This is a genomic window from Brevibacterium sp. BDJS002 (assembly GCF_028201555.1).
Taxonomy (GTDB): domain Bacteria; phylum Actinomycetota; class Actinomycetes; order Actinomycetales; family Brevibacteriaceae; genus Brevibacterium; species Brevibacterium aurantiacum.
Window position 1 is genome coordinate 390,230 of the sequence record NZ_CP116392.1, and the last position, 12,979, is coordinate 403,208.

A 12,979-nucleotide genomic window follows, 5' to 3' on the forward strand; every position below is an offset into this window, starting at 1 on the left:
GCTACTCGTGCAATCCGGCCAGGCGGGAGCCGAACTGGGCGAGCAGGCTCGTCTTCTTTGCGCCGGTGATCCGTTCCCACTCATCGGCGATGTTGAAGATCTTGTACATCGAGCGGATGCCCAACCACCGGATCGGCTCGGGCTCCCACTGGCCGGAGTAGTGGTCGTTCCAGGGCAGTTGTGTGAGTGCTGTCGAGGCTCCCGATGCCCGGTCGAGAAGCGTCTTCGCCGCCAAGTGCGTGGCCGTGACTCCGTGTCCGGCGTAGCCGCGGGCCACGCCGATGCGCTGGTTGGTATCGAAGAAGATCCCCGCGCACCAGTCCCGGGTCACACCCAGGGCACCGCGCCAAGCGTGGTCGACCTCGAATTCGAGGTTGGGAAAGAGCGAGGACAGGCGCGTGCTCAGCAGCTCGACCACCTCGGCGGGGACCTGCCCGTCACCGGGCAACCGCGAGCCGAATTCGTACGGTGCACCGCGACCGCCCAAGGCGATCCGATCGTCGTCGGTGCGTTGGGCGTAGATGAAGGTGTGCGCGGTGTCGCCGAGGCATTCGCGGCCGTCCCAGCCGATGTCCTCCCACGCCGAGGCGGGCAGCGGGTTGGTCGCGATCATCGACGAGAACACGGGGATGACCTGACGTCCTTCCAGCCCGGGCAGGTCACCGGTGACGGTGTCCGAGTAGCCCTCGAGGCAGACGAAGATCGTGTCCCCGGTGACCGGGCCGCGATTCGTTGCGACCACACCCTTGCCGATGTGACCCGCCGAGGTGTCCTCGCAGATCGTGACGCCCTGATTCTTGAGGACTGCTGCCAAGCCACGCGTGAGGAGTGCGGGGTCAATGCGGGCGGTGCCGGGGAAGAATACGCTGCCGTGAGCGTTGTCGACGTTGATGTGTGCCTTGGTCGCCTCGGCGTCGAGGAACTGCATGTCCTCGGGTCCGTAGCCGTACTGTTTGTCACCCTCGTAAAGTTCGCGCAGTCGGGTTATTCCGGCCTCGGACTGGGCGATGTCGATATGGCCGCCGCGGACCTGATGGGCGTCGATGCCCTCGCTTTTGAGAACCTCGAGGACCTCGTCGATGGAGTCGAAGAGTGCAGACTGGAATGACCTCACGGACTCCACCCCGCTCAGTCCGGCAGAGCCGACCGGGCCGTTTGGGTCGGTGTCGTTGGCACGGTCGACCGCCTCGGCGTACTTGGCCCTGTTGCCGGGCATCAGTGTGGAGAGCCAGCCGCCGTTGCGACCTGAGGCACCGTAGCCGATGTGCTTTGCCTCGACGATGGTGATCTGCCAGTCGGGGTGAGTCTGCCTGGCGTAGTAGGCCGACCACAGGCCGGTCATGCCGCCGCCGACGATGATGAGGTCCTGCTTATCGGTGGGCAGTGGGGAGGGAATGGTGGTCTCGGGAGGGGACTGGGTCAGCCAATGGGAGGCCTCGCCGTTGAGGTAGGACATGGAATCAGTTCTATCCCACCGTTGGAGCGAAGTAAATGGTTGCAGGGCGGCGTATTGCCATATGGATTCCGTGCAGTCCAGGGGCGGTTTCATGACTCGGATCAGTCGATGAACCGCGGCTCTGGATAAACTGGCACCATGAGCGCAATGGAGCCGATCAACACCGACGATTTCCCTCTCGACCACGAGCCCATCGAGGACTGGCAACGGGTCGGTGCAGCCACCTCGGCGACCGACAGCGATGCTGGTTCACGCGTTTCGCCTGCCGACGCGACCACGGCTTTTGCAGAACTCGGTTCGATCGCCGGCGCCGACTACGGCCTGTGGGAGATGAGCGCTGGTGCCATGCGCGATGTCGAAGGCGATGAGGTCTTCATCGTCATCAGCGGCACCGGCCGCATCGAATTCGACGAACCTGACCTGCCTCCAGTTGAGCTCTCGCCCGGCACATTGGTCCACCTCGAAGACGGGATGAAAACTCGCTGGCACGTTGACGAAGCACCCCTGCGGAAACTGTTCATCGCGCCCAGCGAATAGCGGGTCTCACGCACCCGTACGGTGGCGAACCCACACATTCGGCTCGATGTAGACGGCAGTGGCGTGCTCGACATCGCAGGCGGCTCCCAAGACGACTCTGGTTAGACTGGCAGGCAAGTCGACTGGGGCGAAAGGGTCAATGATGATCGACCAGGCTTTTCCGCGGGACCTCGTAATGATCGGCGCGGTGTTCGGACTCGCGGCGTTCATCTGGTCAGGATGGGCGCAGGAGGGCCCGCCGGGTCGCGCCGTCTTCCGCGTCATCCTCGGCGCACTCTCCGTGTGCGGACTCGCCTTGATGGTGCCCAGCATCCTGCTGTCGATCCGACACTGGGACGAAGCGACGGCGATCGCCACCGGAACCACGACCGTCACCGTCTACATCGTCATCGTCTGGGCTGAGATCATCGTCGGCGGTGTGCTCGGTTTCCTCGCCATCCGTTCGGGGCACTCGGACTGGGTTGCGCCGCTGATCTTCGCGATCGTCGGCATCCACTTCTTCGCGCTCGCCATGGTCTTCGCCCAGCCCGTCCTCCACCTCGCCGCGGCTCTGCTGACCGTGGTCGCGGTTGTGGCGCTTCTTCTGCCGCGAGATATCGCCGCACCGAGTTTCTGGTGTGGTCTGCTCGGCGCACCGGTGTTCTTGAGTATCGGACTATGGTGCCTGATGGCCGGTCGCGACGCTCTTGCTGTGAGCTGAGCGCGCTGGCTGCGAACTGACAGCCGGGCACCACTGACATTCGACACCACAGTGTTCTATCGTGAGGGAATCGACGGGAACCGGGAATGCAGATCCGCAGACTTCCACACCGTCAGTGATCTGATTGAAGGAGCCGACAATGAAGACTGCTCGCCGCTTGGAGAACCTCGGCACCGAGACCTCGTTTCGGGTTGCCCAGGACGCCGCCGACTGGAAGGCCCGCGGCAATGTGGTCTATCCGTTCCACCTCGGCGATCTCAATTTCCCCATGGCACCCCACATCGTCGAGGCCATGGACAAGGCGATCAAGGACGGCAAGACCGGCTACTGCCCGGGCCCGGGGATCCCGGAACTGCGCGCAGCACTGGCCGATGACATCGGCTCCCGACGTGGGATGAGCATCGACCCCGCCGAGGTGGTCGTGACCACAGGTGGCAAGCCGGTCATCACGAAATTCCTCCAAACCGTCATGGATCCTGGCGAAGGCGTGCTCTACCCCAGCCCCGGCTTCCCGATCTACGAATCCCAGATCGAATACCTCGGCGGCACTGCCCTGCCCTACCGGTACGTGCCCACCGACGACGGATTCGCCATCGACCTCGACCACCTGCGGGCCTCGATCGACGACCAGACCGTCGCCATCATCTACAACGACCTGCAGAACCCGATCTCGGCCGAATCCACCGATGCCGAACGTGAGGCCATTGCCCAGATCGCCCAGGAGTTCGATCTCTGGGTGCTCTCCGATGAGGCCTACTTCGAGATGCGCTACAAGGGGAAGTCGAAGTCCATCGCCGCGCTTCCCGGCATGCGCGAGCGCACCGTCATCCTCTACACGTTCAGCAAGAAGTTCGCGATGACCGGGTCCCGCTTGGGCTGTGCTGTCGCACCTCGTGAGATCGCCGAGGTGATGTCGACGTTGAACACCAACGACGAATCGTGCACCACCCATTACGTCCAGTGGGCAGGCATCGCCGCACTGCAGGGACCACAGGACGGCGTAGGGAAGATGCTCGAGGTGCTGCGCAAGCGTCGGGACGCCACCTGCTCGATCGTCAACTCGATTCCGGGCATGAGCGTGGCAACGCCTGGCTCAACGTTCTACGTCTTCCCCGATGTCACCGAGGCGATGGCGGCCATGGGGATTGCCACGCTGGGTGAGTTCTCCACCGCGGCACTCCACAACACGGGAGTCTCCTTCTGCACCCGCGAACACTTTGGCCGGAAGCAGGAGTGGGAGGACCGCAGTTACATCCGTCTGGCCTACTCGGGCATCGGCGTCGACGAGATCAATGAAGGTCTTGGGCGCCTACGTGACTGGGTCACGCAGGGCTGAGCCAGCTGGTCGCCGCCGGTCGAGCCAGTTGGCCGGTCGAGCTGATTAGTCGGCGGGTTCGGGCTCAGGTTTCCGATCATTGATGAACGGTGACTTCTCCGGCTCGGGGTGCCGCATCTTCTGAACGACGATGATGGCGATTCCGAGAGCAACCGCGCCAATCGCTGCCCACACATTGGTGCGCAGGCCGAGGACGACGAAGCTGGGGTCGAGGCGAATGGACTCCCAGACGATGCGTCCGGCGCCGTACCAGACGAGGTACATGCCGAAGAGGCGTCCCCACTGGAAGAACAGGTGGCGGCCCAACCACAGCAGGACCAGGGCGCCGAGGCTGTTCCAGATGACCTCGTAGAGGAACGTCGGGTGGAAGAGGGTGTCGACAGGCAGCCCGGGAGGGAAAGCCGGATTGTTCGGGTCGATCTCCAGGCCCCAGGGAAGTGTGGTCGGTTGGCCGAAGAGCTCCTGATTGAACCAGTTGCCGAAGCGACCGCACGCCTGGGCGAGGATCAGTCCCGGGGCGATGGCGTCGAGAAGTGCGGAGAGTTTGATGTTGAGCCGGCGGCACATGATCAGCGCGCCCAGGGTGCCGCCGATGAGTGAGCCGAAGATGGCGATTCCGCCCTCCCAGATCGCCCACACAGAGCCGGGCTCAAAGGGATTCCACGGATTGCGACCAGGGCCGAAGTAGTCCGTGTAGTGGGTGATGACGTGGTAGATCCTGGCCCCGATGATGGCCATCGGGACGGCCAGGGTCGCAATGTCGAGGACTTGCCATTCCTCGACTCCGCGCTTGGTCAGACGGTGATTGGTCAACACGATGGCGATGACGATTCCCGCGAGGATGCACAGCGCATAGAAGTGAATCGTCAGGGGGCCCAGCGAGAAGCTGGAGACGCTCGGGCTGGGAATAGAGGCCAGAACATCGTGGGGCAGCGTGGGCAGGTCGTCGACCGCTGGATTGGCAAGCACGGTGCCAGTCTATTTCCTCGACCCCCTGAAGAGCCATTCCAGCAGCCGTGCGCAGCTTCGTCCACCGGTTGAGGGGTGCCAGCACCGTCGAGTGAGATGATGACACCTATGGCACTCGACTTCACCCTCGTTCAACTGCGGTACTTCCAGGAGGTTGCCCGCAGGGAGAATATGACCGAGGCGGCCAAGCATCTCAACGTCACCCAGTCGGCGATCTCAACGGCCATGGCTCAGCTCGAGCGGACCCTGGGCATCGACCTGTTCATCCGGCAGAAGAACCGCTCCGTGGTCCTTTCACCTGCAGGCAGACGTTTCCTCTTCGAGGTCAATCCATTCCTCGAATCCTCCGATGCCCTCGGCGAGACCGCCCACGGGCTGGCGCAGTCGCTGAGCGGGAATCTCACGGTCGGGGTTTTCTCACCGATTGCTCCGACCCGGCTGCCGCTCATCCACGCCGAGTTCGAGAAACGCTACCCCGATGTGCGGGTCAACTACTTCGAGGCCGACCTCCACGAACTCCAGACCGCGGTCATCGCCGGATTCTGCGACATTGCGCTGACGTACACGCTGGGGCTGACCGACCGGTTCGACTCGTTCCTCATCGACGTCGTCAAACCTCACGCACTCGTCTCACTCAACCACCACCTCGGCGGGGGAGCGGAAGGACCGCGTCCGATCCATCTGAGTGAACTCGCCGACGAAGACTACATCCAGCTCGATCTGCCGTTTTCCCGGCAGTACTACGATGAGCTCTTTCGCATCGCCGGCATCGTGCCGAAGGTGCGGCACAGCTTCGCCGGCTATGAGACCGTCCGATCATTCGTCGCGATGGGCCACGGATACTCGCTGCTGAGCCAGAGCGTGTCCTCGGGAACGTACATCGGGTCGATGACCGTCGACGTGCCGCTGCTCGACGATTTCCCGAGCATCGACCTGTCCATGGTGTGGCCCAAAGAGGTACGTCTGAGCCGACGAGCGCGTGCGTTCAGCGAATTGACCAGGGAGATCCTGGGACCCGCGGAGCAGTAGGCCGACGGCAGGCCCGGGCTAGTCAGCCGGCCCGAGGTGGACGGCTCCGGGACCGAGTCTCTGGGGTCAGTTTCCGAGTCCGAACAGCCTCTGGACGAGGTTGCCCTTCTGCTCGGGTTCCGGATCATGTCCGCCGCACCACTGCTGTGCAGGAACCTCGCGTTTGACGGAGTCGATGTGGAGTCCGCATCCGTCCCAGGTCGTCTTGCCGCAGGTAGTGCAGGTGACTGCTCGGCACATAGTTCGTCTCCTTGAGTGGTCTGTGGGTATGGGGCCTCGCGCAGTTGTGTGACTGCGAGTTTGAGCCTGCGAGCAGTCTCGCACGGCACCGTGCTCGGGCGCATACCCGCGCCACTCAACAACTGGACTTACGGCTCATCAAGTAGATCTATGGCCAGGTTAAAAAGTATCTGTTGGACTGATGCACGAAGCCGGGCAACAATGGTTCCACACCTGAGGACTAGGCAAGGGAGCTTCTATGTCCGCGACACCTGCGACCCCCACGACACAACCGAAACAGTCCGGCAAGACCACGAGCATGCAGAAGAAGGTGCTCGTCGGCGGCAGCATCGGCCAGTTCGTCGAGTTCTACGACTTCACGCTCTACGGGCTCTCGGCCGTCATCCTCTCCGAGTACTTCTTCCCCGACGGTGACCGTGTCACCGGCCTGCTCGTCATCTTCGCCACCTTCGGCGTCGCCTTCGTCATGCGGCCCCTGGGCGGACTGTTCTTCGGTGCCCTCGGCGACAAGGTGGGCAGGCGCAAGACTCTGACCGTCACGATCTTCCTCGTCGGCATCTGCACCGCGCTGATCGGCATTCTGCCGGGCTTCGACCAGATCGGCTGGTTCGCGCCCATCCTGCTCATCCTCGCCCGACTGGGCCAGGGCTTCTCCGCTGGCGGCGAATCGGTCGGCGGACCCTCCTTCGTCTACGAGCACGCACCGGTGGGCAAGCGCGGACTGTGGATCAACATCACCCTGGCCGCCACTGCTCTGCCCTCTGTCTTCGCCGGCGGCCTCATTCTGCTGCTCTCGACTGTGATGAGCGACGCGTCCTTCGACTCCTGGGGCTGGCGCATTCCCTTCCTGTTGGCTCTGCCGCTCTCGGCCGTCGGTCTCTGGATCCGCTCGCGCACCGACGAGTCCGATCTGTTCAAGAAGACCGCGGCCGAACGCCCCAAGGAGTTCAGCCCGATCCGCGACTCCTTCCGCGAGAACTCGGTGGGCATGCTTCAGGTCTTCTTCGTCCTCGGACTCACCGCCCTGGGCTTCTACATGCTCTCGGCCTACTTCGTCACCTACATCCAGACCACCGGCGACCTCACCCGCGAACAATCACTGCTGACGAATGCCATCGCCATGGCCAGCTACACGATCTTCCTTCCCATCGCCGGAGCCATCGGCGACAGAGTCGGACGCAAACCCATGCTCATCGCCGGCTCCATCCTCCTGGCCATCACATCGATCCCCGCATTCGGCCTGGTCACCAGCGGCAACATGGGCCTGGCGTTCCTCGGACAGACGATCTTCGTCATCTCCCTGTGCTGCTACGGCGGAGGCTGCTACACCTTCTTCTGTGAGCGCTTCTCCACGAAGACCCGTTTCACCTCGGCAGCGATCAGCTACAACATCTCCTACGCCATCCTCGGCGGAACCGCTCCGTTCGTCGGCACCTGGCTCGTCGACATCACCGGCGTCAACACCGCACCAGGGTTCTACATGACCATCTGCGCGGTGATCGTCCTCGTCCTCATCTTCGTCACCCGCCTCCCCGAGACCCGGGGCCGGCTGGGGTGACCGCCGGGCCACCTCGGCGATCCGAATCCCACTTCAGCACCAGACTCGCAAGAGAAAGAGACGCACCATGACCACAGCATCCCCCGGAACTTCGACCGCAGCCTCCTCGTCTGCGGCAGCGTCCAGCGACGCTGCCTTCCTCACCGACTTCCACCACGTCGCCACATTCGGCGCCACCGACAACGATGGCGTCGACCGGCAGGCACTGACTCTCGAGGACAAGCAGAGCCGTGACTGGATGCGCGGCTGGGCCGAAGGCAACGGCTTCGAGGTGCGCGTGGACGCGATCGGCAACATGTTCGCCTGCCTCGAACTCGTCCCCGACGCCCCCTACGTCCTCATCGGCTCACACCTGGACTCCCAGCCCCTGGGCGGCCGCTTCGACGGCGCCTACGGAGTCATCGCAGCCCTCTTCGCAGCCCTGCGCGTCAAAGAGAACGTCGCCGAATCCGGACAGAAGCCGCGCTTCAACATCGCCGTGGTCAACTGGTTCAACGAGGAGGGCGGACGCTTCGCCCCATCCATCATGGGCAGCTCCGTCTACGCCGGACTCTTCGGCCTCGACGAGATGCTCGCCGTCCAAGACCTCGAGGGAACCTCCGTCGCCGAGGCGCTCGCCGCCATCGGCTACAACGGCACCGACACCCCGCCCGAGGCGATCTCTTACGCGGAGATCCACATCGAACAGGGCCGCATACTCGAGCGTGAGGCCACGAACATCGGCGTCGTCGAATCCAGCTGGTACACGCAGAAGCTCGACATCGACGTCCTCGGCGAACAGTCCCACACCGGCGCCACCGCCATGGCCGATCGCCACGACGCCCTCGTCGCAGGCGCAAAGATCGTCCTCGCCGTCGCCGACGTGGTCAACGAGTTCGCCGACGAAGCACTCGTGTCCTCGGTCGGCCAGCACGTCGTCGAACCCAACTCACCCATCGTCGTCCCCCGCCGCGTGCACATGGTCGCCGACCTCCGGTCCTCCGATCCGGACATCGTCAAGGCCGCCCGGGATACCCTGCACCAGCAGATCGCGAGCATCGCCCTGGAGCATGACATCACGATTAAGGTTGAGGACTTCGACGTCCGCGGCAAGCTCTATTTCCCGGAGACCGGTGTCGAGCTGGCTGAGAAGGCCGTGGCCAATGAGGGGCTGTCGATCCGGCGCCTCGAGACCATGGCCGGCCACGATTCCGTGGCCATGAACCACCGGGTGCCCGCCGTGATGATGTTCGTGCCCAGCGTCGACGGCGTCTCCCACTGCGAACGCGAGTTCACCACCGACGAGGACATGATCCGCGGCCTCGGCGTCCTCACCAACGTCGCCACGGAGTTGGTCAACGGCGAACTCAGTGAGGACCGCGACGGTGAAGTGTGGGTCGGGAAATCCGTCGCCGAGGCACGCGCATGACCAGCAGCGAACCCTGGGCACTGTCCGCGAGCGAGGCACTGACGAAGTTTCGGTCGAAGGACCTCTCCCCGGTCGAATACCTCACCTCCCAGATCGGAAGGATCACGTCCGAGGACGAGCGCATCAATGCGGTCACGGAGGTCGTGGAGGAGGCGGTCACCTCGGCGAGGGAGGCCGAAGGCTTCTACGCACACGCATCGAATGATGAGCTCACCGAGGCGGCCGCCGCCCGGCCATTGCTCGGCCTGCCCGTGATCGCCAAGGAGAAGCACGCGATCGCCGGGCGGACGCTGAGCCAGGGGCTCATCCACGAACGCGACACCGTGGCCGGAGCAGACGGGGCGATCATCGCCCGCATCCGCGCAGCCGGAGGGTTCGTCCATGCCCGAGCGACCTCGCCGGAACTCAGCTGCGCGACGGTCACCCATTCCCCGATGTGGGGCGTGACCCGCAATCCGTGGAACCCTGAACTCTCACCCGGCGGGTCCTCGGGCGGCTCGGGCGCGGCGCTGGCGGCGGGCTTCGCGCCCCTGGCCACAGCCTCGGACATCGCCGGATCGACCCGGCTGCCCGCCGCGTTCACCGGCACCGTCGGATTCAAGGCACCCTATGGTCGGATTCCCGGCGTCCAGCCCTTGGCCGCCGACTGGTACCGCGGGGACGGACCGATGGCGCGCACCGTCGCCGACACCGCTCTGCTTGCCCGGGTGATGGTCGGCGTCGATCCCAGCGACCACGCCACCATCACCTCACCCGGTTTCCTCGACGGCTTCGATGCCACCTCCGCCGAGGTGGTCGAAGGGTTGAAGGGGAAGCGGATCGCTCTCTGCCTGCGCCTGGGTGACTTCCCCGTCGGTGAGGACATCATCGCCAATACCCGGGCGGTCGCCTCGGCGCTCGAGGCTGCGGGGGCAATTGTCGAAGAGGTCGAACTGCCGTGGAGGGCGGAGCGGATCTTCGAAACCGCGTTCACGCACTTCGGCAATATCCTCGCCCCCGCGATGCGGGCCGCGACGCGCGGGCACGAGGACACGCTGGCCGACTACACGCTCCAGATCATGGCCGACGCCGAGGCGGTCGCCAGCCGTCATACGTTCTACGAAGGGCTGGCCGCTGAGGCGCAGATCCAGGCGGAACTTGCGACCGCAATGGAGAGATTCGATGTCCTCCTGGCCCCCACCTCGGCGGTGGCAGGACTCGAAGCCGATGCCAGCTACCTCGACGGGATCACGATCGACTCGAACGGTGTGGGCCGGGAAGAAGTCGGTGCTGGTAATGGCGCTGGCGGCGACGGCGGGGGAGTGCGGCTCGAGCACTATTGGCAGTCGCACATGACGATGCCCTTCAACATCTGCAACCGGGTGCCGATCGTCAACGTGCCCTCCGGCATGGCCGACTGCGGAATCCCGACGGGCCTACAGGTCATCGCCCATCCCTTCGACGACCGCACGGCCTTCGACGTCGCCGCTGCAGTCGAGCAGCTGGTGCCGTGGACGGGGATCGCACCGGGGTGATTGCTTGCCACGGCTGAGCAGCATGTCGTCTGACACGTCGCTCAGCCTTCTGGCACGATGAGGAGCGTGGGCGAAACCAACGGAGCGCAAGGGGAGCAGGGTTCAATGCAGAGCCTCGAACAGACACTGGCTGCAGTCGAAGGAATCGGTCGAGACCTCAATGCCGTCACCTCGGTGATGGGCGATCGCGCACGCACCCTTGAGAAGAAGTCAGCGGAGCGTGCCGCTGCCGGTGAAGAAGCACGAGCTCTCGAGGGCATTCCCTTCGCGGTCAAGGACGTCATCAATGTGGCTGGATTCCCCACGACGATGGGGTCGAACGTCAGCAGTGGACCCGACCCGAGTGCATCGGCTCCGGTGGTGAGTCTCTTGGAGCGCGCCGGTGCGCTGCCGGTGGTGAAGACGAACTGTCAGGAGTACTCCTACGGCATCCTCGGTGATGAGAGTGCTTTCGGGCGAGTCATCAACCCGGTTGACCCCGCGCTGTGCACCGGTGGGTCAAGCTCGGGGTCGGCAGCTCTCGTTGCTGCCGGAGTGGTGCCGTTGGCGCTGGGAACTGACACCGCAGGTTCCGTGAGAGTGCCCTCCGCCTGTCAGGGCGTCATCGGGTTCAAACCGACCTTCGGCACAGTCTCGGCCGAAGGGGTCTTCCCACTGTCGCCGTCCTTCGACACGGTGGGCCTGTTCGCACGAAACCTGCCGCTGCTCACCGCAGCCTTCAGGGTGATCTCTGGGAATGGGGCGGATGCAAGTCCTGCAGTCTCCTCACCTGCAGAGACGCCGAGGATCGACCTGAGCCTACTCAACGCGGCAGACGAATCGGCCGCGGGGGTACGAGCGTGGGCGAGCGAACATCTCAGTGGATCGGGGAAGGCAACGACCACCTCGGCGAACGTCGATTATCTGACGGAGCTCATTGAGCGGGGGATCGACTTCTATGACATTGTGCGCCGCTATGAAGCCTATGTTCTGCACAAGCAGTTCCTGGATGACCAGGGCGAGCAATACCAGCCAGGCGTCTGGGCGAAGATCCTATCGGGCCAGAACATCACCGAGGCCGAGTATCAGTCCAATGTGGCTTCCTTGGAAGAACTTCGGGCTACCGCCGAATCGTTCTTCGACGACGTTGACTTCATCATCACGCCTGCCATGGACGGTGAAGTGGCTGCGTGGGATGAGCTCGGACCGGAGTCTGCCGCGAAATTCATGCGCTACTCCTTGCCTTTCAACGTTCTCGGGTGGCCGGCAGTGACGTTGCCGATCGGAGCAACCGTGGGGGAGGCCCAGAGCCGCATGGCAGCTGGGGCCAACTCACCTGGGTCGGCCAAGCCGGCGAAACCCGAGTCGGTGCAGATCGTCGGCCCACCGCGCAGCGACGAGAGACTGCTCGAATTCGTCAACGGGCTCTGATCGGGTCTCGGCTACGCTGAAGACAAATTCAGCAGCCACGAACGAAGCGGAGCCGCCCCGTCATGAGGCCCACGCACAGCCAGATGATCACGATCACCGACGATATGCGGGCGAACGTGGCGATGGTGCCAGCCCTGGTCGTCGGCCTCGTGCTCGTCCTGGGCCTCGACTTCAACCCGCTCGGTGCGGAGGCAGGGCAGCTGGGGGATGTCGTTGAAAAGCTCATCGCGATTTTCCTCTTCGCATGGCCGATCTTCGCGCTGATCTATCTGCTGTGGACTCACGCCGGGCTGCACGAGCTCGACGAAACCGAGCTCATAGTGCACTCGCGCTGGGCGCTGGCTCGCAAGCGGCGCTGGTGGTCGCGATACTTCAGCAACGGCGGGGCCGTGTCATGGGCGACTTTGGCTGCGTACGTCGCGATCGTGCTCAACATCTACCTCGTCACCATGGGCTCGGACGGGAGCATCGTCCTATCCGTGATTCTCGGGCTGGCGAACGTGGTCGCTTCGTGGTCGGTCATGGTGTACTCGTTTGCTCTGGAGTTCATGCGACTCGACCTCGGCGGAGGGGGAAGCCTCGGCGCCAGGCAACTCGAGTTCGACATGCCGGAAGAGCGGGCATTCGGTGACTATCTGACGTTCGCGGTGCTGTCCTCGACGATGACGGCAGCTCTGCCAGGGCGAGCAATCACCCGCGAGGGATGGAAGATGGTGCGCAGCAATGTCATTGTCGCCTTCGTCTTCAACTCGGTCGTCGTGGCGACGCTGGTGTCGATGTTCCTGTCCTACCTCAAGATCTGAGGAGTGTCTGACCGGCGCG

At 64.0% G+C, this 12,979-nt stretch carries 12 protein-coding genes; 9 read left to right on the forward strand and 3 right to left on the reverse strand.

Annotation, left to right across the window (positions count from 1 at the left end):
• Position 1: 1 nt before the first annotated feature.
• Positions 2–1,456 (reverse strand): NAD(P)/FAD-dependent oxidoreductase, encoded by a 1,455-nt coding sequence (locus PGC08_RS01810; RefSeq protein WP_271709370.1) that lies wholly within the window; start codon positions 1,454–1,456, stop codon positions 2–4.
• A 138-nt stretch (positions 1,457–1,594) separates the two neighbouring features.
• Here PGC08_RS01810 and PGC08_RS01815 point away from each other — a divergent pair, with 138 nt between their 5' ends.
• The 3 genes from PGC08_RS01815 to PGC08_RS01825 all read left to right on the forward strand — a co-directional run bounded on the left by PGC08_RS01815 (position 1,595) and on the right by PGC08_RS01825 (position 4,029).
• The gene (locus PGC08_RS01815) at positions 1,595–1,993 is read left to right on the forward strand and encodes a cupin domain-containing protein (protein ID WP_226829966.1); all 399 of its coding nucleotides are present in this window, start codon (positions 1,595–1,597) and stop codon (positions 1,991–1,993) included.
• Positions 1,994–2,132: 139 nt separating this feature from the next.
• Positions 2,133–2,693 (forward strand): hypothetical protein, encoded by a 561-nt coding sequence (locus PGC08_RS01820; RefSeq protein WP_271709371.1) that lies wholly within the window; start codon positions 2,133–2,135, stop codon positions 2,691–2,693.
• A gap of 139 nt (positions 2,694–2,832) precedes the next feature.
• Entirely contained in the window at positions 2,833–4,029 is a 1,197-nt protein-coding gene (locus PGC08_RS01825; RefSeq protein WP_096163135.1) for a pyridoxal phosphate-dependent aminotransferase, read from the forward strand.
• A gap of 45 nt (positions 4,030–4,074) precedes the next feature.
• On the opposite strand, the gene lgt is transcribed toward PGC08_RS01825, so the two are convergent.
• Complete coding sequence (gene lgt, locus PGC08_RS01830) at positions 4,075–4,998, reverse strand: prolipoprotein diacylglyceryl transferase (protein WP_096163134.1); 924 nt, start codon at positions 4,996–4,998, stop codon at positions 4,075–4,077.
• Between the two features lie 108 nt (positions 4,999–5,106).
• On the opposite strand from lgt, the gene PGC08_RS01835 reads away from it, so the two are divergent.
• The gene (locus tag PGC08_RS01835; RefSeq protein ID WP_096163133.1) at positions 5,107–6,027 is read left to right on the forward strand and encodes a LysR family transcriptional regulator; all 921 of its coding nucleotides are present in this window, start codon (positions 5,107–5,109) and stop codon (positions 6,025–6,027) included.
• A gap of 66 nt (positions 6,028–6,093) precedes the next feature.
• On the opposite strand, the gene PGC08_RS01840 is transcribed toward PGC08_RS01835, so the two are convergent.
• Complete coding sequence (locus PGC08_RS01840; protein WP_096162499.1) at positions 6,094–6,267, reverse strand: hypothetical protein; 174 nt, start codon at positions 6,265–6,267, stop codon at positions 6,094–6,096.
• A 238-nt stretch (positions 6,268–6,505) separates the two neighbouring features.
• Between PGC08_RS01840 and PGC08_RS01845 the strand changes: the two genes are divergently transcribed.
• The 5 genes from PGC08_RS01845 (at position 6,506) to PGC08_RS01865 (ending at position 12,960) form a co-directional block, all read left to right on the forward strand.
• Positions 6,506–7,825, forward strand: a complete 1,320-nt coding sequence (locus PGC08_RS01845) for an MFS transporter (protein WP_226830416.1) — start codon at positions 6,506–6,508, stop codon at positions 7,823–7,825.
• A 67-nt stretch (positions 7,826–7,892) separates the two neighbouring features.
• Positions 7,893–9,233: a M20 family metallo-hydrolase gene (locus PGC08_RS01850; protein ID WP_271709372.1), complete on the forward strand. Its 1,341-nt coding sequence runs from the start codon at positions 7,893–7,895 to the stop codon at positions 9,231–9,233.
• Positions 9,230–10,747 (forward strand): amidase, encoded by a 1,518-nt coding sequence (locus PGC08_RS01855; RefSeq protein WP_271709373.1) that lies wholly within the window; start codon positions 9,230–9,232, stop codon positions 10,745–10,747. Before PGC08_RS01850 ends, PGC08_RS01855 begins: the two co-directional genes overlap by 4 nt.
• Before the next feature lie 66 nt (positions 10,748–10,813).
• Positions 10,814–12,157, forward strand: coding sequence for an amidase (locus PGC08_RS01860; protein ID WP_271709374.1), 1,344 nt, complete (start codon positions 10,814–10,816; stop codon positions 12,155–12,157).
• A 62-nt stretch (positions 12,158–12,219) separates the two neighbouring features.
• Positions 12,220–12,960 (forward strand): DUF1345 domain-containing protein, encoded by a 741-nt coding sequence (locus PGC08_RS01865; RefSeq protein WP_226823967.1) that lies wholly within the window; start codon positions 12,220–12,222, stop codon positions 12,958–12,960.
• The last annotated feature ends 19 nt before the right edge of the window (positions 12,961–12,979 follow it).